The sequence below is a fragment of the Sphingomonas sp. Ant H11 genome (genome assembly GCF_000797515.1).
GTDB lineage: Bacteria > Pseudomonadota > Alphaproteobacteria > Sphingomonadales > Sphingomonadaceae > Sphingomonas.
This window is the reverse complement of sequence record NZ_JSBN01000026.1, coordinates 116,947-141,010: the sequence shown is the minus strand read 5'-3', so window position 1 is coordinate 141,010 and position 24,064 is coordinate 116,947. Positions and strand designations below refer to the sequence as shown.

The window sequence follows — 24,064 nt, the reverse complement described above, 5'->3', positions numbered from 1 at the left end:
CAAGCCGAACTTCCCGACTGTTCGTCTGGTGAACAGTCAGTTGAGGAAACCGATTCTCGCTTCGAGCCGCTCGACGCAGTCGCGCAACGGCTGCAGAAATCGAGCTGCCGCGACCGCCGGCGTCAGCACCGAAGAAAAGAAAACGATGTTGACCGCACCGATAACATTCGCGTCTCGGCGCACCGGGAGTGCGATTGCGCTAGTACCGGATTCGATCAGGCCATGGCTGGCGCCGAATCCATCCCGCCGCGTCTGCTCAATGGCCCGGGTAACTGCGCCATCAACTTCGATCTCACTAGCGTCTTCCCCCGCTGCGGCGCGCACCAGTTCAAGCGTTTGCGCAAGCTGCCCATCGTCCATTGCCGCCAGCATCGCACGGCCCAGGGCAGAGCGCAGCAGGGGGCGATGCTGTCCGATGAGCCGGCGGAAAACCGTCATTGTAGTACGCGGGTGCGTGGAAGCGGCGATCGTCAGGCGCCCGTCCTTGATGACGGCGTAGTCGCTCGGCCAGCCGATTCGGACGACAAGCACATCCAATTCAGACTGTGCGGCCTGCGGTTCAAGATCGTCTTGCCGAATCTCCAGCCCGATCCGTTGCACCTTCGGCGCCAGATAATAGCGACCGTCGTCGCGGCGCACGGCGAACCCTGCCGCGGCCAATGTCGCCAGCAACCGATAGACGCTGGAGCGGTCGATGCCGGCCCGGTTTGCGAGCGCGGTCGGCGATGACCAGCCCATGTCCGCCATCGCGTCCAGCAACGCAAGCCCGCGTTCCAGAGCCCGAACCTCTCGATAGGGACGGTTCGGCCCGGCCATCAGTATGAAGTCACTGCATCCGTTCGGGAAGTTCGAGAAGGAATTCCAAACAGACCTCCCGCTGCGCCCGAAAGGCCTGAAGTCCGACATCTCGGTGAATGACGTTGACTCCGATGAGATGCGACAGCGCGAGCAGCGCGGCGGCGGCGGCGCGAGATTTGCTCATCCCCATGTCGCGGTAGATTTCGGCGATGATCGCGAGTCGCTCACTATCGACCTCGGAGATGGCGCGGCGCGCCAGTTCGGAAGACCGCGCCCATTCGCGCAGCGCATGTTCGATCGTTCCGCCGGGGACGTCGCTGCGATCTTCCGATGCAAGTCCTAGAAGGTATGAGAGACGGTCGCGGGGTGTCTCGATCTTCGTGCGCACGAAGCGGCCCACCGCTGAAGTCAGGCTTTGCTGCCAGAACCGGAGCATTTCGCCCAGCAGCGCGTCGCGGTCCTTGAAATGCCAGTAGAAGCTGCCCTTCGTCACGCCCAGGGCGCGTGCCAGCACCTCGATGCGGACCTGCGCGACGCCACCATTCCCGACTTCTTGCAGCGCGGCCACGATCCAGTCGTGTTTCGACAGACGCTCTGACTGATCGGCATTTGCCTGCGCCTGTTGTTTTGCCATGTAGACCGCCACCTCCGTTATTGCCTGGGCCCATATCGCAATCGTCGGCAAACCGGAATCACAATGACTCCGGGTCAAGCATTTTCCACATCGAGAACCAGCTTTCCAATGGTGCGCCCGCCTGCAAGTTCCGCAAGCCCCTCCTTGAGCGCCGCGAACGGCACTGTCGCGCCGATTATGGGACGGATAGTTCCCTCTGCCAATGCCGTGGCGAGCCCCCTCTGGACCGCAGCGATGCCGGATGGATCAGCATCGAATTTCCAGAACACGCCCCGCGCCGACGCCGCCTTTACGAGCAGGCGGTTGGCGGGGATCGCGGGAATAGCCCCGCTGGCAAAGCCGACGATAAGAAGACGCCCGCCCCAGGCGAGCGCGCGGACGCTTTGCAGCGTGATGTCTCCGCCCACCGGATCCAGCACGACATCAATCCCGCCCGGCGCGATCCCGCGTAGCGTTTCGACCCAGTCTGCGGCGCGGTTGTTGACGATGGCACTGGCACCGTTGGCGGTCGCCACCGCTGCCTTTTCCGGCGCGGCGGTCGCCGCGATGACGCGCGCGCCGGCGTTGCGTGCGAGCTGCGTCGCGGCGATGCCGGTGCCGCCCGCTGCGGCGTGTATCAGCACGGTCTCGCTCGCTCGCAAGCAGGCGGTGTCGAAGAGCGCGATCGACGCAGTTGTATAGGAGATCGGGATCGCGGCGGCCTGTGTGGGGTCTGTGCCCGGCGCGAGACGGATCAGCCGCGCAGCGTCCACTGCGCAATATTCCGCATAGGCGCCCGAGGTAACCTGCGCCATCACCAGGTCGCCAAAGGCAAGATGTGCGAAGCCACCCGTATCGACGACCTGGCCGGCGATTTCCGCACCAAGGATAAACGGCGGATCGGTCCTGACCTGATATTCGCCGCGCACGCTGATGACGTCGGCGAAATTCAAACCGGCGCGCAGCACACGGACCAGCGCGCAGCCCGCCGGCACGACGGGAATGCGAACGTCCCGGATGCTGACGCGGTCCAGCGTCCCATACCCCTCAACCACCCAAGCCTTCATCGCGCCACCCTCCTGTTGCATCCAGCCATACGCAAAGGTATGTTTTCGGGCAAGGCGCACCGACGTCAGGATATCGAGAGGATAACGACCGCCATGACGACCTCCGCAACGAGCCAGCCCTGGGCCCGCTTCTATAATCCGCGCGCCGCGGCGCTGGCGTCGCCCGACCCCATGCCGCTGTCCGTCCTGCTCGATCGGGCAGCGTCGACCTTCGGCGCGCGCCCATGTTCGTCGTTCGCCGAGGAGAGCTTTAGTTACGCGGAGGTCGCAGCCTTCGTGGAGGACCTCGCCGCCGGTTTCGCCGCGGCGGGCATCGGCGCAGGCGACAGGGTCGGCTTCCTCGCCCCGGCCCATCCTTCATTCACCGTCTTCACCTTCGCCCTGTGGCACGTCGGCGCAATCGGAGTCGGGCTGAACCCGCTCTATTCCGTCAGGCGCCTTATCGACCAGGCCAACGATGCGGGACTGAAGGCGATCTTCACGCTCGACGATGCAGCGCTGCTCGGCAAGGCGGCCCAGATCCGGCGCGCGTCGGCGGTGAAGCCGACGCTGATCGCGACGAGCGCGCGCAGCGGCGATCCCCACGCGCCCGCATCGGTTGGCAACGGCGAAGGCACGCTGACCACCGCTGCCATCATGGCTGGAGCGGGCCGGGTCGCACGCGCCACGGTCGACCCGCTCACGCAGCCGGCGGTGCTGCAATATACCGGCGGCACGACCGGCGCGCCCAAGGCAGCGGTGCTGACCCATGCGAACCTGTCGGTCAACGTCGTGCAGATGCACAGCTGGTTCCCCGAACTGAGGCCTGGTGCGGAATCCGTGCTCGCCGCAGCACCCGTCACGCATGTGTCGGGCGTCGGACCCATCCAGAACTTCATGGTCAACATTGCAGGCGAGATGGCCTGGATGCCCCGGTTCGACGCCGACGCGGCGCTGGACACCATCGAGCAGCGGAGGATTACGTTGCTGTTGGCGCCGCCGACCATGTTCACCGCGCTGCTGCATGCCGCGGAAACGCGCGGCAAGTTCGACTGGTCGTCGCTGCGCAATGCGCAATGCGGCGCCGCGCCGGTCTCAGCCGAGCTCAAGAAGCGGTTTCGCGACGCGACGGGCCTGACGATCACGACCCTGTATGGCATGACCGAAACGTCGCCCGCAGCGATCTATTCCTCACCGATCCCGCATCATGAGCGAGCAACCGGTATCCCTCTGCCCTTCACCGAGGTGGAGGTCCGCTCGACGAGCGATCCGTCGATCCGCATGGCAACCGGTGAGCCGGGCGAGATCTGCATCCGGGGGCCGCAGGTCATGCCGCACTACTGGCAGCGCCCCGATGCGACCGCGCAGGCGTTCGTCGACGGCTTCTTCCGCAGCGGCGATATCGGCACCATGGACGCCGACGGCGCGGTCACCGTGTTCGACCGGCTGAAAGACGTGATCATCGCCAGCGGCTACAACGTCTATCCTGCCGATGTGGAAAGCGCGGTCCTGAAGCACCCCGCGGTGCGCGAAGCCGCAGTGATCGGGGTACCCTGCGCCTACCGCGGGGAGACCGTGAAGGCGATCGTCAGCCTGCGCGACGCCGCCGGACTCACGATCGAGAATCTGCGGCTGTTCCTGGCCGACCTTTTGTCGCCGATGGAAATCCCCAAATTGCTCGAGATCGTCGACGAGATCCCGCGCAACGAGAACCTGAAGATCTCACGCCTCGCGCTACGCGAGCGCGAGGCCCGGCGACGCGAAGGCTAGGCAGGCACCACCACGTGCAGCACGCCGTCGATGCGGCGGAGAGCGTAGGTGGCGACCGGCTCGGTGACGGGAAAGGCGAGCGGCGCTCCGCTCCGGATGTCGAATCGCCCCGAATGGACCGGACATTCGATCTCGAACCCTTCGAGCCAGCCTTCGGCCAGAGACGCTGGCCGTGGCTGCACGTGTCGGCGATGGCGTAAAACGCGCCATCCATGCGGAAGAGCGCGACCGGGCCGTCGCTGGCGAACACAGGCGGCGGACGTCGCCATCGCCCATGCCGTCGGCTTCGGGGACGGCAATAAGCACTTCACTCATGAAAGGGTCTTTCGATCAGGCCACGCGGGCCTTGAGCATGTCGAGCGCGACGTCGATGATCATGTCTTCCTGGCCACCGACCATCTTGCGACGGCCGAGTTCCACCAGGATCTCGCGGGTATCGAGGCCATATTCGAGAGCCGCTTTTTCGGCATGACGCAGGAAGCTGGAATAGACCCCCGCATATCCCAGCGTCAGGGTTTCGCGGTCGACCCGAACCGGCCGATCCTGGAGCGGGCGGACCAGTTCCTCTGCGGCATCCATCAGCTTCATCACGTCGCAGCCGTGTTGCCATCCCTTACGATCGATCGCAGCGATGAACACTTCCAAGGGCGCGTTGCCGGCACCAGCGCCCATCCCGGCCAGGCTGGCGTCGATCCGCACCGCGCCTTCCTGGGCAGCGACGATCGAATTGGCGACGCCCAACGCGAGATTGTGGTGCGCGTGCATCCCGCGCTCGGTCTCCGGCTTGAGCACGCGATCATAGGCGCGGAGCCGGTCGGCCACCCCGTCCATGTCCAACGCACCGCCGGAATCGGTGACATATACGCAGTGCGCGCCGCAGCTTTCCATCACCAGCGCCTGCTGCGCGAGCGCCTCCGCATCGATCATGTGGCTCATCATCAGAAAGCCCGACACGTCCATGCCGAGGTCGCGCGCGATCCGCATATGCTGCCGGGCGACGTCCGCCTCGGTGCAATGCGTCGCCACCCGCACCGAACGGACGCCGAGTTCGTAGGCCCGCCGCAGTTCGTCCACCGTCGCGATGCCGGGCAGGATCAGCGTGGTCAGCACGGCACGCTCCACCACGTCGGCGACCGCTGCGATCCATTCCCAATCGGTCTGCGCGCCGAACCCATAGTTCAGGGAAGCGCCCGAAAGACCGTCGCCATGCGCAATCTCGATCGCATCGACCCCCCGCTTCGTCGAGCGCCCGGCCGATCGCGCGGACATGATCGAGCGTGTACATGTGGCGCACGGCGTGCATGCCGTCGCGCAGCGTCACGTCCTGGATATAGAGCCGCCGATCGGGATCGCGGGTCATGCCGCTGCCGCCCGAAGCTTGCGTGCGGCGATTGCGTCGCCGGTGGCCTGGGCCGATGCGGTCATGATGTCGAGATTGCCCGAGTAGCTGGGGAGATAATCACCCGCGCCCTCGACCTCCAGATAGATCGCCGTCTTCAGACCCACGAAATCCTCCTGTCCTGGGATCACTAGCGGCCGGTTCGCGCCGTACCGTTCGAACTGCAATTCCTGTTTGAGCCGGTAGCCGGGGACGTAGCGCTGCACCGCCGAAACCATCGTCGCGACCGAACGGCGCACCGCATCCTCGTTCGCCATGTCCGATAAGGTGAACACTGTGTCGCGCATGATCATAGGTGGCTCCGCGGGGTTCAAAATGATAATCGCCTTCCCGCGCTCGGCCCCGCCGACGACTTCGATGGCGCGTGCGGTTGTGCGCGTGAATTCGTCAATATTGGCGCGCGTTCCCGGCCCCGCCGAGCGAGACGATACGGACGCGACGATTTCGGCGTAGCGAACCCGCGCGACCCGGCTGACCGCGGCGACCATCGGGATTGTCGCCTGACCACCGCAGGTCACCATGTTGACGTTCGGTGCGTCCTGGTGCTCGTCGATGTTGACCGGCGGCACCGTGAACGGACCGATTGCTGCCGGCGTCAGATCGATCACCTGCTTGCCGTCACGGCGCAGAACCGCGTCGTGATGGCGGTGCGCATAGGCGGAGGTCGCATCGAACACGATCCCGATGTCCGGGTAGGCGTCCATCCCTACCAGTCCGTCGATCCCGTCGTGCGTGGTCGCCACGCCTCGTTCCCTTGCCATCGCGAGCCCTTCCGAGCCGGCATCGATGCCCACCATAGCGACCAGTTCCATATTTCCCGGCCGTTTCAGCATCTTGATCATCAGATCGGTGCCGATATTGCCCGAGCCGATGATGGCTGCCTTGATTCTACTCACTCGTTCTCTCCTGGTGGCTGCTGCTCCGCCGCAAGGCCTGCGAGCGTCTTGCGGCAGATCTTGTTCGCAGGAGTCTTGGGGATCGCGTCCATCAGCGTCACCGAACGCGGACGCTTGTACGCGACCAGATGGGCGGCGCAGTAATCCGCGAGGGCGGTGGGGCTGGCCGTTGCCCCGTCGCGCAGCCGCGCGAAGGCCACGGGCACCTCGCCCTTGCGCGCGTCGGGCGTCCCCACCACCGCCGCTTCGGCGACAGCGGGATGGCGCGCCAGCACTTCCTCTATCTCGCGCGGGTAGACGTTGAAGCCACCGACGATCAGCATGTCCTTGGTCCGGTCGACCAGCCGGAGATAGCCGTCGGCGTCGAACACGCCGACATCTCCGGTGTACAGCCAGCCATCCGCCCGCCCCGCGCCCTGCCCGCGATAGGCGTGGACGACGCGCGATCCACGGATGCGGATCTCGCCCAGTTGGCCCGTCGCACCGCGCGCTCCGGATCGTCGAGCGCCGCGATCGAAACCTCGAGCCCTGGCAGCGGCCGCCCGACGGTGCCGAACCTATGGGTGCCGTCGGTCGGGTTGGCGCAGATTGGCCCGCCTTCGGTCATGCCGAAGGCTTCGAGGATCGGAACCCCAGTCCGCGCATACCAGGTGGTCAGCGTCTCCATCAGGAACGGCGATCCGCCGCCGGGACAGATGCGCAGCGACGACAGGTCGGTGCGATCGATTCCCGCTGCGGCAAGGAGGCCGACATAGATCGCGGCAGGCCCGCCGCTGAACACCGTCACCCGGTGCCGTTCCAGCGCGGCAAGGACCAGATCGGGCTGGTAGCGGGATATGATCACCACGGGGCTGCGGCAATAGACGGGATTGAGACACCCCATCAGCGAACCCCAGACGTGGAACACCGGCGCGACATTCAGCCACACCTCTTGGTCGATGCGGGTCGGCCACGCCTGATGCATCCCGTGGACTATCTCGACCAGGGTGCCGTGGGGGCGATCGACGCCCTTCGGCACGCCAGTGGTGCCGCCGGTGAAAAGCAAGGTGGCCAGATCGCCGCGGTCGATCCTCACCGCCGGCCGCGTGGCGGCCTGCGCCACCAGCGCCGGTGTTGACAGGTCGCCTTCGCCGACCGCCAGCAGGTGGTCAATGCTGTGCGCAGCGGCGATCCCGCGCGCCGCCCGCGCGCCGTCGACCCCCGGCAATGATGACCTTGGGCCGGGCGATGTCGAAGAGCGGCGCCAGTTCATCCGCGCCATAGCCCGGATTGAGCAGCGCGACCTGCGCGCCGGCGGCCAGCGCCGCGTAGATCGCGACGTTCGCCTCGATCGAATTCGGCACCTGGATCGCGACCCGCTCCCCCCCCACGCCGATCGCCACCAGCCGCGCCGCCAGGGCCGCGACCGCGGCGCCATAGTCGCGGTAGCTCAGCGTCCGCTCGCCATCGATCAGGGCGATGCGGTCGCCCGCCGCGTCGACCGCCTCCCAGAACATGTCGACGACCGTCGCGAAGTCGGCGCGGTCGAACGCCGCGTCGTCATCCGCCGGCGACGGCCCGCCACCCGCCTGCGTCACGCCGTTCATAAGAACGTATTGATGTTCTTTGCCTGCAACACCGTCTGTTGCAGGCGGATGAGCCGACGCGCGAGTTTCAACGCTCCGGTCCCGTCACGGCGGACGAGGTCCTGGCGGCGGGCTGTCAGCGTCTGCTCTTCTGTCTCGTTGCGGTGCCGTAGATTGTGGACGAGCGAGTGGACCACCCATTCGTTCGGCAGCGCCGTCGCCTCCACCTCGACGTTGCCGACCATGTGGAAGTGCCGGGTGGGCGGGTCCTCCGCCCAGGCGGTGGTCTGCTTGGCGCGATCGACGCGCTTGGTCAGATAATCCAGGTCGTCGTCGAAAAACGCCATCCGCGTCCGGCTGAGCACGTCCGCCCTGTCTGCGCGGTAGCGGGCCTGGATCCCGGGCATCCAGTAATGGATGTCGGGCGCCATCATCGCCAGCCACTCGTCATAGCGCTCCGCGTCGAGAAGCCGCGCCTCGCGATAGAGGAACTGCTCGATCTCGAACGCCAGGTCGCGGTCGACGCGGGCGGCCCCCGCATTGCCTTCGATGCCGCTCATCGTGCCGGCACGTCCGACCAGCGGGGTGCGGTCATAAGGTCACTCCAGCGCTGATAGAAAGCGCGGTGATTGGCCTCGTTCACCTGATTGCGGTGCACATGCCCCTTCAGTTCGGGGTGGTCGACCTCCGATCCGAGGCCAAGGCCGGTATGCAGCTTGCGACGGCGCGTGACCACGCCCGCGTTCGACGCGGTGCAATGCTCGAAATTCTCCCCGTCATCCATCTCGAAGATCCCCGCCGGCGAGAACGTTAGCATGACGCCACGCCGGTATTTTTCCCTCAGGCTGTCCGGCGCGTTGCGATTGAGGAACACCCAGGTGTGAAGCTCGGTCTCGCTCGGGCCTTTCGGATTCCAGGTGCGGAAGGTGTTGTGCCCGGCAAGGAAGGACAGGTTGGGGAATACCGTCGCGGAGCTCAGCGAGGCAACCATTCGGCTCCGCATCTTGCCGAGGCGTTCGGCGAACTTTGCTTCGTTCTCGCGCAGATAGTCTACGATCTCCGGCTCGCACAGAGTCGCGGCGTTGCCGATGAAGTCGAGTCCGAACTCCCAGCCATGCCCATTGGCGTTGACCTGGAACGATCGATCCGCCTTCATTGTCGGCGCGCCGCCGAACAGCGCCTGCAATGCGGAGCTGTGCGTCCAGGTCGCATGGTACGCGTCGCCGACGAAGTTTTCGGCCGGGAACTTCCAGTTACATTTGAGCCGCGACTTGATGTTGCCGTCGATGAACTCGATCCCGCCCTCATCGTTGTCGAGCAGCACGTCGAGATACCAGCGAAAGTCGCCAAGATAATCCGCGAGCGAAGGCGCCTCCGGATCGAAACAGGCAAAGTGCATGCCCCCATAGCTCTCGACCCGCGCATTATGCAGCCCGAGCTTGCTGCGGTCGAAGCTGGGGTTGTCCTTGTAAAGTTCCTCGGCCGTCACCCCGGACAGCGACCCGTCCAGCGCATAGGACCAGCCATGGAAGTTGCAGGTGAACCGTCGCGCGCTGCCTGCCTCGGCGAAGCACACGCGGTTGCCGCGGTGGCTGCACGAATTGATGAAGGCATGCACCCGGCGGTCGCGGGCCCGCGCGACGATGACGGCGTCCTCACCCACATAGGTCGTGACGAAATCGCCGACCTCCGGGATCTGGCTGTCATGCGCCACGAAGATCCAGCAGCGCGCGAAGATACGTTCCATCTCCAGCGCATAGACCTGGGGATCCCAGAAGATCCGCCGATCGATCCAGCCCTGTTCGCCGTCGACCATCGCCCGTATCGTCGCGGCATCGAGCGGTGCGGAATCCGGGGCCGGCGCCCGGTCGCGCGGCAGCTCCGCCGGCGTAATGCCCTGCCCTAGCGGCGTGGTCATGCCGCCGGTCTCATCTGAGCGAAACCCAGGCCGGTCACTGCACCCTCCCACGCGTCATAGGCGATCACCTCGCCCGAGCCGCCGGGCATCGCGCCCATCACGGCCAGGAAATGCCGTATCTCCATCGCGCCATTGCCTCCTTCGCGCAGGATTCCCTCGTCGGTCAGAGCGAGCAGCGAGTCCGCGTCGCCCGCGACTATGGCATCGAGCACCATTCGATCGAACGCCGGGTTGGTACGTCCCATCTCGCCCGTGCCGACCCAGTGGCTGATGCCGCCGCTACCCAGCACCACGACGCGCTCTTCGTCGTTCGCGGCCTCGACAGCAGCCTTCACCATCGCGCCGAATGCGTGCGCGCGGCGCAGCCGCAGGTAGGGCGCGACGCCGCTTGCCATATAAACCGCCACCGTCTTCACCGAGCCGTCCTCCGGCAGGCAGAGGTGAGCCGGCGCCCCGATGGCGTGATCCACGCCGAGCGACCGCGCGACCGCCAGATCGAACCCGACATCCTGGGCATGATCGAAGATGTACCCGGCAAGCGCGGCATTGTGCGGGATCGGACGGCCGGGCAGTCCCGGCAGTTGGTCCACAGGCCCATTGAGCTCACCCAGGCAGATCAGGATCTGCGGCAGGCATTTCGGGGTGAACAGGATGTAATGATCGGCGCCGACGATCACTGCGGAGGTCGCCCCGAGCGCAACGATACGGCGCCGGATTTCGGCATACGCGTCCATCAGGTGGCTGTTGTCCAGCTTTTTGGGATTAATGAAGACCGTTGGATCGTGCGGCATCATGAAGCCGCCCACTATCTTGCCCATCATTACTCTCCCGTGCCGAGCGTCGATGCAAGGGTCGGCATCTTGCTCAGATAGTCAGCCATCGACGCGGGCCCATGAAAACCCATATAGAATCCCATCAGCAACATCGGGTTCAAGCCGCGCCGGAAGAGTTCAGCGACTTCCATCTCACGAATAAGGGCCTTCTCCTCGTCGCTCAGCGCGTAGCGCGCCAGGAAGGCCTCAGGCTCGGCGGAATAACCCTTGCGCACCCGCCCCGAATTACCAAGGTCGAATACACATTGCTCGACAGCGTTGAGGCTCATCGCGGCGACTCCGTTGCTGCAAGGAACATGAAGACCTGCGCCAGAAATTCCTCCTCGCGCTCCAACTGCACCCAGTGGCCGCACTGGCCGAACACATGCAGCTGCGAATTGGCAATGTGGCGATGTGCCCGGACCGCGACGTCGAGCGGGATCATGCGATCCTCTCGACCGTGCAGAATCAGCGTCGGCACATCGATGGCTTCCAGTTGATCGAGCGGGACACCGCGTACCGTCGCAGGTCTCCCGTCCGTCGGACGGGGCTGAAGCTCGCGTATCGTCTCAAGCCCGGTGTTGTGCTGAGCCACTGCGAAACGCGCAGCGATCATTTCGTCGCTCACGATCGCGGGATCGAAGGGAAAGCGGCGCATCATTGCGCCCATATTCTCTAAGCTGGGTTCGAAAGCGTAGCTGTCCGCCAGGCCCCCGGTTTGCTCGAACTCGCCTGCGGGCGTCCCCATAAGCACCAAAGCGCGGACACGATCCGCATGGCGCGCCATCATGGCCAGCGACAGGGCGCCGCCGAAGCTGTTGCCAACCAGCGTCGCCTCCTCGATCTCGAGCGCATCAAGGATGCCCTCGAGGTGCGCCAGCCATAGTTTGATGCCAGGCTTCTCACCCTCAGGCTTGGGGCTGAAGCCGAAACCTACAATGTCGGGAGCTATGACACGATAGCGCTCCGCCAGTCGGGGAATGATTCGCTGCCAGTTCTGCCAGGCCGTCACACCCGGCCCGGAGCCGTGCAGCAACACGACCGCGCGGCCGGCGCCTGCTTCGTGATAGTTGGTGGTCACGCCACCAATTGTAATGGTGCGGCCGATGTCGGGAAGTACCATGGCAACGCCTCTCCATACTTTATGGTATTGTGCCTAGCATCGCCAAATTTCCAAGTCAATCTGACTGACAGGGTTTCATTCGCAGTGACGGACATTGCCACAGACAATACCAATGCGTATGTTGATCGGCGGGAGGATGCGCATGGGGTGGCTTGAAGGACAGGTGGCGATCGTCACCGGTGCCGCGTCTGGCATCGGTCGAGCGGTCGCTGTGCGATTTGTGGCCGAGGGAGCGCGTGTAGTCGCTGTTGACCGCGCCGAGAGAGGGCTCGCGACGCTGCGGGCAGAGCTCGGTTCGGCCTGCACGTCGGTGGCGGGCGACGCCTCGCTCCCGGACGCCAACGCTCGCGCCGTAGCCGCCGCAATCACCAGCTTCGGGCGCCTCGACACCGTCATCTCGAACGTCGGAGTATTCGATTGGCACAAGCGGCTCGACCGTCTTTCGCCCGAGGACTGCATGGCCGCGCACGACGAGATGTTCGCAATTAACGTGCGGTCGCACGCGTTGATGGCTCGCGAAGCCTACCCGCATTTGAAGGAGGTCCGAGGCAGCCTCGTGATGACCTGCTCCACGGCCAGTTTCCGCGGAGGTGGTGGCGGCGCGCTGTATACCGCAAGCAAGTTCGCGGTGCGCGGCCTCGTCTATCAGCTTGCCCATGAATGGGCACCCGACGTACGGGTCAACGCCGTCGCACCGGGCGGCACCGTGACCGGCCTGTCAGGGATCGATTCGTTGGGCAGCGCCGGACGCCGGCTGGAAGATGACGATCGCATCGTCGCGGCAGTTGGAGCGGCCACCCCACTGGGATTCGCGGCCGCCCCGGAGGACCATGCCGGCGCCTACGTGCTGCTCGCATCGGCGGATAACTCGCGCGGCATGACCGGCACCGTCATCGTCAGCGATGGCGGGTTGCTGGCGAGGATCTGACAGGAGGAAGAATGACCGAGGATGCTGTCCACCGTGCCGCGCTGGAGCTGCGCGAGGCCTATCACACAGGCGCAATCGACCCAGTCGTCGACCGGCTGGTGCCCAACGACCCCCTGATTGCCTATCGAATCCAGGAGATCAACACAGCCCACTGGATCGCCGAGGGCCGGCAACTGGTCGGCCGCAAGATCGGCCTTACCTCACCCGCGGTCCAGGCCCAGCTCGGGGTTGGCGAGCCCGATTTCGGCATGCTGTTCGCCGACATGGCGGTCGCGCCCGGCGGCGCCTTCGCGGCGGCGAGCGTGTCGCAGCCGCGCGCGGAGGGCGAACTGGCCTTCGGCATCCGCCGCGCGCTGACCGATCCCGCGGTCGACGAAGCCGCGGTGGGCGATGCGGTCGAGTGGATGGCGCCCGCGATCGAGATCGTCGGCAGCCGCGTCCGAGACTGGCAGATCAGGATCGCCGACACCGTCGCCGACAACGCATCCTCCGCGTGCTACGCCATCGGCGACGACCGCCGCCCCTTCGACCGCGCCGTGATCGACGCCCTGACGATGGAACTCTTCGAGGACGCCGTGCGGGTGTCGCATGGTCCGGCAACCGCCTGCCTGGGCAGCCCGGTGACGGCGCTGGCATGGCTGGCGCGCAAGATGGTCGAGGTCGGCCGTCCCCTTGCCGCCGGCGACATCGTGCTGTCGGGCGCGTTCGGACCGCTGGCGCCGATGACGGCCGGCCGCCATTACCGGCTCGCCATGTCCGGTTTCGCCGACCTCGTCGTCGACTGCGCCGATTAATCGCTCCGCCGGCTGCCTCCAAACCGCGCAATATCAGAACCCTCGCACATCGCTCCATATTCCTGGAATGCCGCTCATCTGAATCCTCGTTATGCCTGTTCGGGGCTGGACGCGGGCGAGACGGTCCTTGCGGAGAATATCGCCATGCCTGCGACCCAACCCTGGATGGCCTCATAGAAATGCAGCCGGGATTCGGTCGGTCCCGCGGTGGCCAAGGCTGCCATCGCGGCCATCCAGCACAGCACTCCAGGGCCGCCCCGACCGGCGGCCGCGATCATATCCTCGGGGTGTAGATCGTCGAACTCGCCGGTCAGTCCCGCGCTGAGGCGATCGAGAAAGCCCCGATCCCATTTGCCGGAGACGGGCAGGATTGCGCCTCCGCCGGCATGGGCCTCACGCCCTGCCACCTTGGTGCGCTCCTCGCGCGCTGCCCGCTCCCCGGCAGTGGGGTTTTGGGGATCGAGCAATCGCGAGGCGACCTCTGGCGGCGATTTCCAGAAGCTGGGGATGGGCGGATCATGGCTGAGCCCGCCCGAGGTGGCGAGGAGCACTCGCTTTCCGCTCTGCAGGGCGAACCGGCCCACCGCTTCGCCCAACTGCCTAGCCCGACGGAAGGACGGAAGCGGCGGCGCGGCGCAATTGATGAAGATCGGGATGATCGGCAGGCCCGTGGCGGTGCCGAACAGACTCTCCCAGATCTGGACGAAACCATGATCGAGCCGCATGTGATGACTCTGCGCCACGTCAAAGTCGGCGCGCAGCAGGTGCCTGGAGAGCGCGACCGCCTCGTCATGCGGGACGTCGAGTGGTCCGGCCGTCGTATCCCAGTCGCCGATCGCGTCCGCCTTCGTGCCGACACAGAATGCGGGCATCAGCTCGTAGAAGAAGCCGCTGAAGTGATCCGGCGAGAACTGGATCACATAATGGGGATCGAAGTCGCGGATCGTGGCGGCGAGCGCGGCGAATCCTCGAGACACGCCGCTGCGGACTTCGTCGGAACAAGGCCCATCCCGCATCAGCGGCGAATGGGAGGCGCAGGCGAGCTTGAGCGGCATTGGCGTTTCCTTGTCCCGAGGCGTGGCTTGAAGGGCGTGGCGAGGCGGCTCGCGCGACGGGTCACGATCCGTTCGCGAACGATAGGCGGGCGCGGTGGGGCCACAATCGCGTTGCGCGATCGGTGCATCTGGTGCACACCGCAGGCCGATGGGGACCGCCTACAAGCCGGTGCGGGCGCTTGACCGCCTCGGCCGCGCGGGCGCCGCCGCACTGGCCCGTGTACCGGCATCGACCGCACGACCGTGCACCGGCTGCTGCACACGCTCGCCGCGCGCGATCTGGTCGTCCAGGCGACCGGTGACGGCAGCTGGCTGTTGCGGCCCGATGTTCGGCGGCTGTCGGACGGCTACCTGCCCACCGACCGGCTGGTTCATATCGCGGCGGTCGAATTGGGCAGGATGCTACCCCAGCGTCCAGTGGCCCAGCGACTTCGCGACCTTCGATCGCGGCACGATGACGATCCAGGAGAGTACGCACCGGTTCAGCCGCCTGTCGATTCACCGCGCCATGGTCGGGCGACGGCGGACGATGCTGGAAGCGCGCTTGGGCGGGCCACGCTGGCCGGGGCCGATCCAGGCACGCGCGCGATGATGTTGCAGCTCGTCGATGCCCTGCCGGGGGCAGAGCCGCACCGGCCTGAAGCGGTCGCGGCGCTGGTCGAGGATTTCCGCCGCCGGGGCTATGCATGAGCGGTCGGGCAGGCCGATTCCGACGTCGGCGCGATCGCGGTTCCGATCCGCAGCGACGGGCGGGTCCTGGGCGCCATCAATATCATCTTCTTTCGGCGCGTAGTGGTGCCCGGAGAAATCGCCGAGCGGCATTTGGCGGATATCCTGTCCTGCGCCGCCGCGATCGAAGCGCGCTTCGTCTCCGATGCACCGGACGACGAGTGCGGGCCGCCGGCGCCTCAACTACAGTGGCCCCGACTTTAAGATCGGCGATGTCCGGCGGCCGATCATTCGGCCGCCTGGAGTTCCTCGATCGGTACGAGGAACGCGGCGAGCCGGCTGTCGCGCTCGGCGAGGGCGCCGGGTACCGACCGGTCCTTGATATGGCCATAGCCGCGGATCTTGTCCGGATAACGGGCCAGCGCCACCGCCGCGTCGTACTTCACGGGGTCGAGATGGGTCGCGATGCTGTCGAGCACCGCCTCATAATCGCGAACCAACTGGCGTTCCATCCGCCGTTCGGCGGTACGGCCGAACGGGTCGAACGCGGTTCCACGCAGCCGCTTCGCCCGCGCCAGCAGGCCGAAGGCGGCCAGCATCCACGGCCCGAACTCTCGCTTTCGCGGCAACCCCGTCAACGGATCCTTGCGCGCGAACAATGGCGGCGCGAGATGGACGGACACGCGGTAATCGCCGGTGAACTGCTCGCCCAGCTTCGCGCGGAATTCACCGGACGTATAGAGCCGGGCGACCTCATATTCGTCCTTGTATGCCATCAGCTTGAACAGGTTTCGCGCCACCGCGTCGCTGAGCTCGGTGCGGCCTGGCGCCACCCTGGCCTCTGCCGCGGCGATCGCCGCGATCTTCCGACCAAAACGCGCGGCATAGGCCGCATTCTGATAGTCGGCGAGAAGCGCAGCTCGCCGCTCGATCGCGTCGCCGGTATCCGTCGACAGCCGGAGCGATCCTTCTGCAACCGCGGCAACTTGGTCGCCGAGCTGCGCCTCGATGGCGCCGGGCTCGACCACGGCCAGCCGGCCCAGCGCGAAGGCGCGCAGGTTGAAGTCGACCGCGACGCCGTTCAGCGTGATCGCGCGTTCCACCGCCGCCAGCGATACCGGCAGCAGGCCACGCTGCAGCGCGACCCCGACGACGAACATGTTCGCGCCGATGGCGTCTCCCATCAGGCGGGCCGCGACCCGCGTGGCGTCGACGAACGCGGAATCCGCGGCCAGCACTTCGCGCAACCGTCGCAGCGTCTGCGCGCCGGCAAAGTCTATGCCGGTGTCGATCGTGAAGGCCGCCGTGGGAGTAAGATTTTCGTTAATGACGCCGCGCGTGTGCCCGGGCTGAACCAGCGCCATCGCCTCGGCCCCGCCCGCGGTGATCATGTCGCAACCGAGCAGCAACTCCGCGCCGGCGATCGGAATGCGCGCCGCCGCGATGGCGTCATCGCTCGGCGCGATCCGCAGATGGCTGAACACCGCCCCGTTCTTCTGCGACAAGCCGGTCACGTCGATGATGCTTGCGGACTTGCCGTCGAGATGCGCCGCCATCCCCAGCACGGCGCCGATGGTGACGACGCCGGTGCCGCCGATCCCCGCGATCAGAATCGCGAGCGCGCCTTCGACGGGCGGCGGCGGGGCGGGCAGCGGCGGAATCGCAGCCGCCGGGGCGGCGGCTGCACGCCCCTTCAGGTTGCCGCCGCTGACCGTCACGAAGGACGGGCAGAACCCGTTGATGCAGCTGAAATCCTTGTTGCAGTTCGACTGGTCGATCTGACGCTTGCGGCCGAATTCGGTTTCGAGGGGCTGTACGCTGACACAGTTCGACTTGACCGAACAGTCGCCGCATCCCTCGCACACTAGGTCGTTGATGAAGATCCGCTTTGCCGGGTCGGGGAAGGTCCCCTTCTTTCTGCGACGGCGCTTCTCCGCCGCGCACACCTGATCATAGATCAGCACGGTCACGCCGTCGATCGTGGCGAGGTCGCGCTGCACGGCGTCCAGCTCCTCGCGCGGGCGGATCGCGACGCCGTCCGGGAAACGCACTGTGGACGGATATTTGTCGGGATCGTCGGCGACGACCACGACCTTGCGCACCCCCTCCTGCAACAGCTCGGACGCGATCTGCCACGCGTCATTTGCCCCTCGACGGGCTGGCCGCCCGTCATCGCCACCGCATCGTTGAACAACAGCTTGTAGGTGATGCCGATACCCGCCGACACCGCGGCCCGGACAGCCAGCGAACCGGAGTGATGGTAGGTCCCGTCGCCCAGATTCTGGAAAATATGCCTGGTGTCCGTGAACGGGGCGACGCCGATCCAATTGGCCCCCTCGCCCCCCATCTGCACCGGCCAGACGTGCTTGCGATGCGGCATCATCGCCGCCATCACGTGACAGCCGATCCCGGACAGCGCAACCGATCCGTCGGGCACGACGGTCGACGTGTTGTGCGGACACCCAGAACAGAAGAACGGCATGCGGTTGAAAGGGGTCAACGCCGCACTCCCCGCCGCGAGCCTTGCCTCAATCTCCGCGCGGCGCGTGCGCAGTGGCTCGTCGACAAGGCCGAGCGCCTCGAGCTGGCCGAACAGGACCGCGCCGATCTCGGTGGGTCCGAGTTCCCCGTTCTGAGGAAGCAACGGGCGGCCGGTCGCATCGGCCTTTCCGGTCAGCACCGGGCGCTCGCCGGCATCGAGGTGATACAGCAGCGAGGCGACCTGCGGTTCGATGAACGCGCGCTTCTCCTCCACCACCAGCACTTGGCGATGCCCGCGCGCGAAGGCCCTGGTCACGTCCGGCTCGACGGGCCAGGTCATCGCCAGCTTCAGCACGCGGATGCCGAGCGCGCGGCAGCGCGCGTCGTTCAGGCCGAGCTGATTCAGCGCCTCGATCACATCGAGCGCGGCCTTCCCGGCGGTGACAATGCCGAGCGTCCGGCGATCACCGTCGCGCAGCACCCGGTCGAGCCGGTTCGCGCGAATGAACGCCTGTGCCGCCGGCAGTCGGAAATCGGTCGTCCGGCGTTCCATCGACAATTGCGTTTCGCCCTGGAAGATGTTGAGGCCCTCGGGGGGGCATCTCCACTTCGGGGCAGAGCCAGCGGCGCAGCGGATCGCCCAGCGACGCGGTCGCGGTCGCGTCGGCGGTGTCGTTGATGCACTTGAAGCCGGCCCACAGCCCCGAAAAGCGCGACAGCGCGATACCGAAAGCCCCAAATTCCAGGAATTCGGCAACCGATGCGGGATAAAGCACCGGGATTAGCGAGGCGACGAGCGCCTGTTCGGACTGGTGCGCGGTCGTCGACGACTTGGCCGAATGGTCGTCCCCGGCCAGGACCAGCACCCCGCCAAGCGCGGCAGTCCCCGCGAGATTGCCGTGCTTGAGCGCATCGCCGGCCCGGTCGACCCCGGGCCCCTTGCCGTACCAGGCGGCGAACACGCCGTCATGGCGCGCGCCGGGAAAGAAGCCGAGTTGCTGGGAACCATAGACGGCGGTCGCGGCCAGTTCCTCGTTCACGCCGGGCTGGAAGACGATCCCCCCGTCCTTCAGCGCGCCCCGCGCCGCCCAGAGGGCAGTGTCGAGCGAGCCCAGCGGCGAGCCGCGATAGCCCGAGACAAAGCCGCCGGTGTTGAGTCCCTGCGCCGCATCCGATCGCCGCTGGGACAGGAGTACGCGGGTCAGCGCCTGCGTGCCGGACAGGAACACGCGCCCCTGATCCAGCATGTATTTGTCGCTCAGCGCCACTTCGTATGACATGCTATCCCTCTCATACCGGATTCTCGCGTACCATGCGGTCAAGTATGGAACAAGGGTTCGCCGGCTGCCGATGCTGCACGGCGGGAATTGTCGCCCTCCCACGAAAACCGAATGCAGACTCAACCGAGCCGCTTGATCAGGACATCGGTGGCGGTGGCCTGCGCCATTCAGCGCGCCCCGTCCGCAGGAGCCAGGGCGGAGCGGCTGCGGGTGGACAGACTGCGGAACGTGGTCGACCTGCGGGGACGATCCATCGGCGATACTGTGTCCTAAGTCCGCCGTCGGTCAAGGCGGAGGGCCAGACGTCGGCCTCCGACCTCAAACGCGCGCCTTGAAAAACGACGGTAACGAATGATTCCCTTCGCAGCTCCAAGGTTATACAGTGAAAATAATCACTTAGAACCTTGGCCGACGAGGCGAGTTGGGATTTGGTAGATTCTCGGGTAACGCTCGGGTAACTCCGAGTGGATCGCTAGAGAGCCAGCGATGAAGGTCGCCCCGATGGTCTGATCGCAATGATCAGTACGGTAATTCGCTTGCGCGGTCCTCACCAGGGCGGACTAGTGGTTCTCGCCTGACGGTTGAGTCCGATTAGGGATTCCCAGTCGGCTGCGGCCGTGCGAGTCAGCGGGCATGCGCAGTGGTATCGTCATCGACCTCACGTCCGCGGACCGCGAACGTCTCGAACGGATCTGCAAGGATCGTAACGCCCCTCAGAAGCACGTCTGGCGTGCCGAGATCGTTCTTCTGAGCGCCGATGGGGTCGGCACCAGCGAGATCATGCGCCGGACGGACACGTCCAAGACGTGCGTGTGGCGCTGGCAGGAGCGGTTCATGCAGGAAGGGGTTGAAGGTCTGTTGCGTGACAAGACCCGCCCTTCGCGCATCCCTCCGCTGACCCCGGAGGTGCTCGTTTGGGTTGCCACCGGGACGCGTGAGGAACCGCCGGGTGAGACGACCCATTGGACGGCCGCGCTGATGGCCCGCGAAGCGGGGATCAGCGCCAGTTCGGTTCACCGGATCTGGCGCGCCCATGGCCTGCAGCCTCACCGCGTTCGGCAGTTCAAGCTTTCCAATGATCCCGAGTTCATCGACAAGCTGCGCGACGTTGTCGGCCTTTATATCGCGCCACCCGCCCACGCGATCGTCCTGTCGTTCGACGAGAAGAGCCAGATCCAGGCCCTCGACCGATCCCAGCCCGGCATGCCGCTCAAGAAGGGGCGAGCCGGCACCATGACCCATGATTACAAGCGCAACGGCACCACCACGCTGTTTGCGGCGCTCAACATACTCGACGGGACCGTGATCGGCCGCAACATGCAGCGGCATCGGCATCGGCACCAGGAATTCATCCGCTTTCTCAATCTGATCGAGGCGCAAGTCCCCGCCGGTAAGGCGATCCACGTGATCCTCGACAACTATGCCGCCCACAAGCACCCCAAGGTCCGCGAGTGGCTCGAGCGGCACCCGCGCTTCACCTTCCACTTTACGCCAACGTCCTGTTCGTGGCTCAACGCCGTCGAGGGCTTCTTCGCCAGGCTCACGACGCCTCAAACGAGGCGTATTCCACTCGCTCGTCGATCTTCAGGCCGCCATCAACCGCTTCCTCGCCGAGCACAACGAGAGCCCAAAACCCTTCGTCTGGACCGCCGATCCTGATAAAATCATCGCCGCCGTCAGGCGCGGGCACCAAGTGTTAGATTCGATCCGCTTGGGTATGAACTATTGATGATATCACATCTTGGAGAAAAGCCTCAATGATACTTCAACAGCGGCGAGGCTTTGTGCACAACCGTATTAAGTTAATTTGGGTAGTCACTAATAATAACCATCTTGGACTAAGCGATTACCATCAGTTTTTCGAAATTATTTCAGAAGTATTCAAGGGAGTAGAACCCAGGCTTGAATCGGTGGGTTCCCCCCACCCAAGCCCTAGCGACTTTTGAATGGCGACATAACTTGCCGTAAGAGCCGCAACAGCACTTTGAAGGTTTGATGCAGCAAGCACTTTCTGACGACCGGACGCAAGTGCGTCACTGCGGGTAATGACCTGTCGCTGGAAGCGTTGTTGTGTCAAAATGTCTGACTCGTCGGCCGATCGCTTGATCTCGGCGAGCGCTGCGACATTGCGACGTTGCTGTGCAAAGCGCGCAAGCGAATTCTCGGCGTCCTGAAGCGCACCTAGAACTAACTGTCGATACTGTGCCTCGGCTTCGTCTCGTCCAGCGCGCGCTTGCGTTATCTGGGCCGAAGTTCGTCCAAAATCGAGCAGCCCCCATTGTAGCTGGGGCACGGCAATGTTGGAGATATTTCCCAGATCGACCAGGTCTCCGACAGACGTTCCGCCGATGCCTAGGATCCCCATAAAGCTGATCTTGGGAAAACGCGCTGCTTCAGCGACGCCAATCCGGGCGGTCGTGGCCGCCAGATTGCGCTCGGCGGCGCGTATGTCGGGTCGACGGCGAAGGAGAGAGGCGGGATCGCCGATGGCGACGACCTGTGGCGGCAAGGGGACGTCACGCGGGACAGCCAGCAAGGAATCGAGCCTCCCTGGCGCCTCCCCTGCAAGCACGGCGAGCGCATTGAGATAAATTCCGATCTCCGCCTCAGCCGTAGCGAGATCGCCGTTGGTAGCCTGAATGGCGCGGTTCGCCTGACCAATGGCAAAGGCCGGCACCGTGCCCTGCTGAAAGCGTTGCCGAGCGAGGCCTAGCTGCTGCTTCTGCAGGTCCAGCCCCCCACGAAGTGCAGCGGCGCGCTGCTGCCGGTCCCGCAGATTCGTATAACTTTGCGCAACGTCGGCTGCGAGTTGAACGTGTGCATCTGCCGCGTTGTAGGAAGCCGCTGCGGCTAGTGCGTTAGCGGATTCTATTTTTCGGATCTGGCCTCCTGCAAGATCGATTTCCCAATTTGCGTTCAGGCCGAGATTGAAAAACTGGAGAGAGGAATCCGCGTCCTGGGAAGGGGGCGTTGCGCCGTTCCCCTGAGCCGACTGCAGATCGATCCCGGGAAGGTCGGCGAAGATTCCGGTCGCTTGTGCCCCAGCTTTCGGAAAGCGGTTAGCGCGCTCCTGGCGCACGGATGCACGCGCCTGACGGAGTCGCGCCTGGGCGACATCGATCGACGGATTCGCTGCAAGTGCGCGTCGCTCAAGCTCGTTCAGGACCGGATCTTGAAGAGCCGTCCACCACTCAGCAACTGCGGGGTCATTGGTGCTCGTACTCGCGGTCTGGCGCACGAACTTGGATTGGGGGGGCGGCGCGACCCAATCCCGGCGGTCCGGCGTAGTCCGGGCCAACGACACATCCGCCGAGCAGCAAGGGGGCGAGAACGAGACCTCTGAAGTTTGTCATCGCAGCCTCAATGCATCGCCATGGACTGCCCTTTGGGCAGCGGGCGCAGGAACAAAACGAGTGGAAGCGTGGCCAGTGTCGCAAGCGCCATCGCCAGGAAAATGTCATTGTACGTCATGATGAAGGCCTGCTGCTGAATGGTCCCGGCAAGCGACTGAAGGGCGGCGTCCATCTGGCCGAACGTCCTGGCCATGCCGGCGAGATAATCCTGCAACCTTGGGTCGTTTGCCCAAAGGGTCTCTTCCATCCGCCGGCTATGGAGCGACATTCGCTGGTCCTGAAAGGAGGCCAGGGCGGCCAAAGCGAACGACCCGCCGAGATTTCGTGCGGCATTGAAGATGCCTGATGCATCACCGGCATCCTCCTTGCTGACCGAAGCGATGGTGGCCTGGTTCAGGAACAGCATGGTGAGGATCATGCCGACACCACGCAGTAACTGTCCGGCGGTAAAGGCTTCTCCGGCAGATTCCGCGGTGAGGCTGGTGTTGACGAGGCAGCTGGCGGCCATGAGCGCAAGGCCTGTGCCGACGGCGAGCCTGATATCGACGACGCGTATAAGCAGCGGGATGACGGGCATCAGCAAGAAGGCAGGCACACCCATGAGGAAAATCACCTGACCCGTCTCAAGGGCGTTATAGTCAGCGATCAGCGCGAGGAATTGCGGGATGACGAAGGTCGAGCCGTACATCACCATGCCCAGCGCCAGCGCCATGACGACGACGCTGCCGAATTGTCGATTCATCACGATCCGCAGCTTAAGCACAGGCTTGGCGGCCCTGAATTGTCCGATACCCAACATGACAAAACCAATCAGGGTCATGATCGTCAGCCGGACGATGTACGTCGATTCAAACCATTCTTCACGGTGCCCTTCCTCAAGCACGACCGTCAGTCCTCCCAGGCCGAGGATCATGCCGACGATCCCGAACCAGTCCGCCTCGCGGAAATAGACCCAGTTCGTTTTCTCGTGCGGCAGGCCGAGAAGCAGCAGCAGCAAGAGCAGACCGCAGACCGGCACGTTGACGAAGAAGGCATAATGCCAGCTCAGATTTTCCGTGAGCCAGCCTCCGAGCAGGGGGCCAAGAACCGGACCCAGGATGACGGTCATTCCAAAAAGGGCCATGCCGATCGGCTGTTGCGATGGCGGGAGGCGCTTTGCGACGATCGTCATCGCTGTCGGGATGAGCACGCCGCCCGTGAACCCCTGACCCGCCCTTCCGACGATCATTGTCATCAGATCCGTAGCGGTGCCGCACAGGACCGAGAATCCTGTAAAAGAGGTCACCGAGATGAGGAGAAGTGTCCTCAACCCCAAAAGCCGTTCCAGCCACGCGCTCAGCGGTATGATGATGATCTCGGCAACGAGAAAAGCCGTGGCGATCCACGTTCCTTCCGTGCCGGTCGCTCCGATCTCCCCTTGGATAGTCGGCAGCGCCGAGTTGACGATCGAGATGTCGAGCGTCGCGAGCAGCGCGCCCAGCGCGCCGGCCGCGACCGCGATCCAGGCCGTCGAGTCGGCTCGCTCGGCGCGTAACGTCCCCGGAGATGCAGCAACCGTCGCCAC

The 24,064-nt window shown here is 65.1% G+C and carries 23 protein-coding genes and 2 pseudogenes; 5 read left to right on the top strand and 20 right to left on the bottom strand.

Features of this window, described 5'->3' with window-relative positions; all coding sequences use genetic code 11:
- Positions 1 to 36: 36 nt before the first annotated feature.
- The 3 genes from NW75_RS06790 to NW75_RS06780 form a co-directional block, all read right to left on the bottom strand.
- On the bottom strand, positions 37 to 816 hold the full coding sequence (locus tag NW75_RS06790; protein ID WP_269430284.1) for an IclR family transcriptional regulator domain-containing protein: 780 nt from the start codon (positions 814 to 816) through the stop codon (positions 37 to 39).
- Positions 817 to 826: 10 nt separating this feature from the next.
- Complete coding sequence (locus tag NW75_RS06785) at positions 827 to 1,444, bottom strand: TetR/AcrR family transcriptional regulator (RefSeq protein ID WP_052192270.1); 618 nt, start codon at positions 1,442 to 1,444, stop codon at positions 827 to 829.
- A gap of 62 nt (positions 1,445 to 1,506) precedes the next feature.
- Complete coding sequence (locus NW75_RS06780; protein WP_033964417.1) at positions 1,507 to 2,478, bottom strand: NADPH:quinone oxidoreductase family protein; 972 nt, start codon at positions 2,476 to 2,478, stop codon at positions 1,507 to 1,509.
- A gap of 93 nt (positions 2,479 to 2,571) precedes the next feature.
- Between NW75_RS06780 and NW75_RS06775 the strand changes: the two genes are divergently transcribed.
- The gene (locus NW75_RS06775) at positions 2,572 to 4,227 is read left to right on the top strand and encodes an AMP-binding protein (RefSeq protein ID WP_052192268.1); all 1,656 of its coding nucleotides are present in this window, start codon (positions 2,572 to 2,574) and stop codon (positions 4,225 to 4,227) included.
- Here the strand turns inward: NW75_RS06775 and NW75_RS06770 are convergent.
- The 11 genes and pseudogenes from NW75_RS06770 to NW75_RS06725 form a co-directional block, all read right to left on the bottom strand.
- Positions 4,224 to 4,409: a Rieske 2Fe-2S domain-containing protein gene (locus NW75_RS06770; protein ID WP_197057733.1), complete on the bottom strand. Its 186-nt coding sequence runs from the start codon at positions 4,407 to 4,409 to the stop codon at positions 4,224 to 4,226. The genes NW75_RS06775 and NW75_RS06770 overlap by 4 nt on opposite strands.
- A gap of 148 nt (positions 4,410 to 4,557) precedes the next feature.
- Positions 4,558 to 5,587 (bottom strand): annotated as a pseudogene (gene dmpG, locus NW75_RS06765) (4-hydroxy-2-oxovalerate aldolase).
- Positions 5,584 to 6,522, bottom strand: a complete 939-nt coding sequence (locus NW75_RS06760; protein ID WP_033964368.1) for an acetaldehyde dehydrogenase (acetylating) — start codon at positions 6,520 to 6,522, stop codon at positions 5,584 to 5,586. Before NW75_RS06760 ends, dmpG begins: the two are co-directional and overlap by 4 nt.
- Positions 6,519 to 6,893, bottom strand: coding sequence for an AMP-binding enzyme (locus tag NW75_RS22770; RefSeq protein ID WP_052192267.1), 375 nt, complete (start codon positions 6,891 to 6,893; stop codon positions 6,519 to 6,521). The genes NW75_RS06760 and NW75_RS22770 overlap by 4 nt, the downstream gene beginning before the upstream one ends.
- On the bottom strand, positions 6,839 to 7,729 hold the full coding sequence (locus NW75_RS06755) for an AMP-binding protein (RefSeq protein WP_052192266.1): 891 nt from the start codon (positions 7,727 to 7,729) through the stop codon (positions 6,839 to 6,841). Before NW75_RS06755 ends, NW75_RS22770 begins: the two co-directional genes overlap by 55 nt.
- Entirely contained in the window at positions 7,671 to 8,108 is a 438-nt protein-coding gene (locus tag NW75_RS06750) for an AMP-binding protein (RefSeq protein ID WP_033964367.1), read from the bottom strand. Before NW75_RS06750 ends, NW75_RS06755 begins: the two co-directional genes overlap by 59 nt.
- Positions 8,105 to 8,647, bottom strand: coding sequence for a 3-phenylpropionate/cinnamic acid dioxygenase subunit beta (locus NW75_RS06745; protein WP_033964366.1), 543 nt, complete (start codon positions 8,645 to 8,647; stop codon positions 8,105 to 8,107). The genes NW75_RS06750 and NW75_RS06745 overlap by 4 nt, the downstream gene beginning before the upstream one ends.
- Positions 8,644 to 10,005: an aromatic ring-hydroxylating oxygenase subunit alpha gene (locus tag NW75_RS06740; protein ID WP_052192265.1), complete on the bottom strand. Its 1,362-nt coding sequence runs from the start codon at positions 10,003 to 10,005 to the stop codon at positions 8,644 to 8,646. Before NW75_RS06740 ends, NW75_RS06745 begins: the two co-directional genes overlap by 4 nt.
- Entirely contained in the window at positions 10,002 to 10,823 is an 822-nt protein-coding gene (locus NW75_RS06735; RefSeq protein ID WP_033964365.1) for a hypothetical protein, read from the bottom strand. The genes NW75_RS06740 and NW75_RS06735 overlap by 4 nt, the downstream gene beginning before the upstream one ends.
- Positions 10,824 to 10,825: 2 nt before the next feature.
- Complete coding sequence (locus NW75_RS06730) at positions 10,826 to 11,107, bottom strand: hypothetical protein (RefSeq protein WP_052192264.1); 282 nt, start codon at positions 11,105 to 11,107, stop codon at positions 10,826 to 10,828.
- On the bottom strand, positions 11,104 to 11,940 hold the full coding sequence (locus NW75_RS06725; protein WP_033964364.1) for an alpha/beta fold hydrolase: 837 nt from the start codon (positions 11,938 to 11,940) through the stop codon (positions 11,104 to 11,106). The genes NW75_RS06730 and NW75_RS06725 overlap by 4 nt, the downstream gene beginning before the upstream one ends.
- A 142-nt stretch (positions 11,941 to 12,082) precedes the next feature.
- On the opposite strand from NW75_RS06725, the gene NW75_RS06720 reads away from it, so the two are divergent.
- Positions 12,083 to 12,868 carry a 3-(cis-5,6-dihydroxycyclohexa-1,3-dien-1-yl)propanoate dehydrogenase gene (locus NW75_RS06720; RefSeq protein WP_033964409.1) on the top strand — a complete coding sequence of 262 codons (786 nt, stop codon included), beginning with the start codon at positions 12,083 to 12,085 and terminating at the stop codon, positions 12,866 to 12,868.
- Between the two features lie 11 nt (positions 12,869 to 12,879).
- Positions 12,880 to 13,662: a 2-keto-4-pentenoate hydratase gene (locus NW75_RS06715; RefSeq protein ID WP_033964363.1), complete on the top strand. Its 783-nt coding sequence runs from the start codon at positions 12,880 to 12,882 to the stop codon at positions 13,660 to 13,662.
- A gap of 89 nt (positions 13,663 to 13,751) precedes the next feature.
- Here the strand turns inward: NW75_RS06715 and NW75_RS06710 are convergent, their stop codons facing one another.
- Positions 13,752 to 14,717 carry a 3-carboxyethylcatechol 2,3-dioxygenase gene (locus NW75_RS06710; protein ID WP_033964362.1) on the bottom strand — a complete coding sequence of 322 codons (966 nt, stop codon included), beginning with the start codon at positions 14,715 to 14,717 and terminating at the stop codon, positions 13,752 to 13,754.
- A gap of 228 nt (positions 14,718 to 14,945) precedes the next feature.
- Between NW75_RS06710 and NW75_RS06705 the strand changes: the two genes are divergently transcribed.
- The gene (locus tag NW75_RS06705) at positions 14,946 to 15,407 is read left to right on the top strand and encodes a hypothetical protein (protein ID WP_156142981.1); all 462 of its coding nucleotides are present in this window, start codon (positions 14,946 to 14,948) and stop codon (positions 15,405 to 15,407) included.
- Between the two features lie 266 nt (positions 15,408 to 15,673).
- On the opposite strand, the gene NW75_RS26100 is transcribed toward NW75_RS06705, so the two are convergent.
- The 3 genes from NW75_RS26100 to NW75_RS26090 form a co-directional block, all read right to left on the bottom strand.
- Complete coding sequence (locus tag NW75_RS26100) at positions 15,674 to 17,104, bottom strand: DUF6537 domain-containing protein (protein WP_269430287.1); 1,431 nt, start codon at positions 17,102 to 17,104, stop codon at positions 15,674 to 15,676.
- Between the two features lie 248 nt (positions 17,105 to 17,352).
- Positions 17,353 to 18,420: a thiamine pyrophosphate-dependent enzyme gene (locus NW75_RS26095; protein ID WP_231565020.1), complete on the bottom strand. Its 1,068-nt coding sequence runs from the start codon at positions 18,418 to 18,420 to the stop codon at positions 17,353 to 17,355.
- Complete coding sequence (locus NW75_RS26090; RefSeq protein WP_231565019.1) at positions 18,332 to 19,147, bottom strand: hypothetical protein; 816 nt, start codon at positions 19,145 to 19,147, stop codon at positions 18,332 to 18,334. Before NW75_RS26090 ends, NW75_RS26095 begins: the two co-directional genes overlap by 89 nt.
- Positions 19,148 to 19,780: 633 nt before the next feature.
- Here NW75_RS26090 and NW75_RS06695 point away from each other — a divergent pair.
- Positions 19,781 to 20,876, top strand: a pseudogene (locus NW75_RS06695) (IS630 family transposase).
- 123 nt (positions 20,877 to 20,999) lie between these two features.
- Here the strand turns inward: NW75_RS06695 and NW75_RS06690 are convergent.
- Positions 21,000 to 22,385 carry an efflux transporter outer membrane subunit gene (locus NW75_RS06690; protein WP_331386013.1) on the bottom strand — a complete coding sequence of 462 codons (1,386 nt, stop codon included), beginning with the start codon at positions 22,383 to 22,385 and terminating at the stop codon, positions 21,000 to 21,002.
- A 122-nt stretch (positions 22,386 to 22,507) separates the two neighbouring features.
- Positions 22,508 to 24,064, bottom strand: coding sequence for an MDR family MFS transporter (locus NW75_RS06685; protein WP_033964360.1), 1,557 nt, complete (start codon positions 24,062 to 24,064; stop codon positions 22,508 to 22,510).

What these genes read in the sequence shown, in the direction of transcription:
- NW75_RS06730 (WP_052192264.1), bottom strand. Translation starts at nt 11,107, where the DNA reads ATGAGCCTCAACGCTGTCGAGCAATGTGTATTCGACCTTGGTAATTCG.
- NW75_RS06790 (WP_269430284.1), bottom strand. Translation starts at nt 816, where the DNA reads ATGGCCGGGCCGAACCGTCCCTATCGAGAGGTTCGGGCTCTGGAACGC.
- NW75_RS06715 (WP_033964363.1), top strand. Translation starts at nt 12,880, where the DNA reads ATGACCGAGGATGCTGTCCACCGTGCCGCGCTGGAGCTGCGCGAGGCC.
- NW75_RS06735 (WP_033964365.1), bottom strand. Translation starts at nt 10,823, where the DNA reads ATGGGCAAGATAGTGGGCGGCTTCATGATGCCGCACGATCCAACGGTC.
- NW75_RS06775 (WP_052192268.1), top strand. Translation starts at nt 2,572, where the DNA reads ATGACGACCTCCGCAACGAGCCAGCCCTGGGCCCGCTTCTATAATCCG.
- NW75_RS06710 (WP_033964362.1), bottom strand. Translation starts at nt 14,717, where the DNA reads ATGCCGCTCAAGCTCGCCTGCGCCTCCCATTCGCCGCTGATGCGGGAT.
- NW75_RS26090 (WP_231565019.1), bottom strand. Translation starts at nt 19,147, where the DNA reads ATGTCATACGAAGTGGCGCTGAGCGACAAATACATGCTGGATCAGGGG.
- NW75_RS06725 (WP_033964364.1), bottom strand. Translation starts at nt 11,940, where the DNA reads ATGGTACTTCCCGACATCGGCCGCACCATTACAATTGGTGGCGTGACC.
- NW75_RS06720 (WP_033964409.1), top strand. Translation starts at nt 12,083, where the DNA reads ATGGGGTGGCTTGAAGGACAGGTGGCGATCGTCACCGGTGCCGCGTCT.
- NW75_RS26095 (WP_231565020.1), bottom strand. Translation starts at nt 18,420, where the DNA reads ATGGAACGCCGGACGACCGATTTCCGACTGCCGGCGGCACAGGCGTTC.
- NW75_RS06750 (WP_033964367.1), bottom strand. Translation starts at nt 8,108, where the DNA reads ATGAACGGCGTGACGCAGGCGGGTGGCGGGCCGTCGCCGGCGGATGAC.
- NW75_RS06745 (WP_033964366.1), bottom strand. Translation starts at nt 8,647, where the DNA reads ATGAGCGGCATCGAAGGCAATGCGGGGGCCGCCCGCGTCGACCGCGAC.
- NW75_RS06780 (WP_033964417.1), bottom strand. Translation starts at nt 2,478, where the DNA reads ATGAAGGCTTGGGTGGTTGAGGGGTATGGGACGCTGGACCGCGTCAGC.
- NW75_RS06740 (WP_052192265.1), bottom strand. Translation starts at nt 10,005, where the DNA reads ATGACCACGCCGCTAGGGCAGGGCATTACGCCGGCGGAGCTGCCGCGC.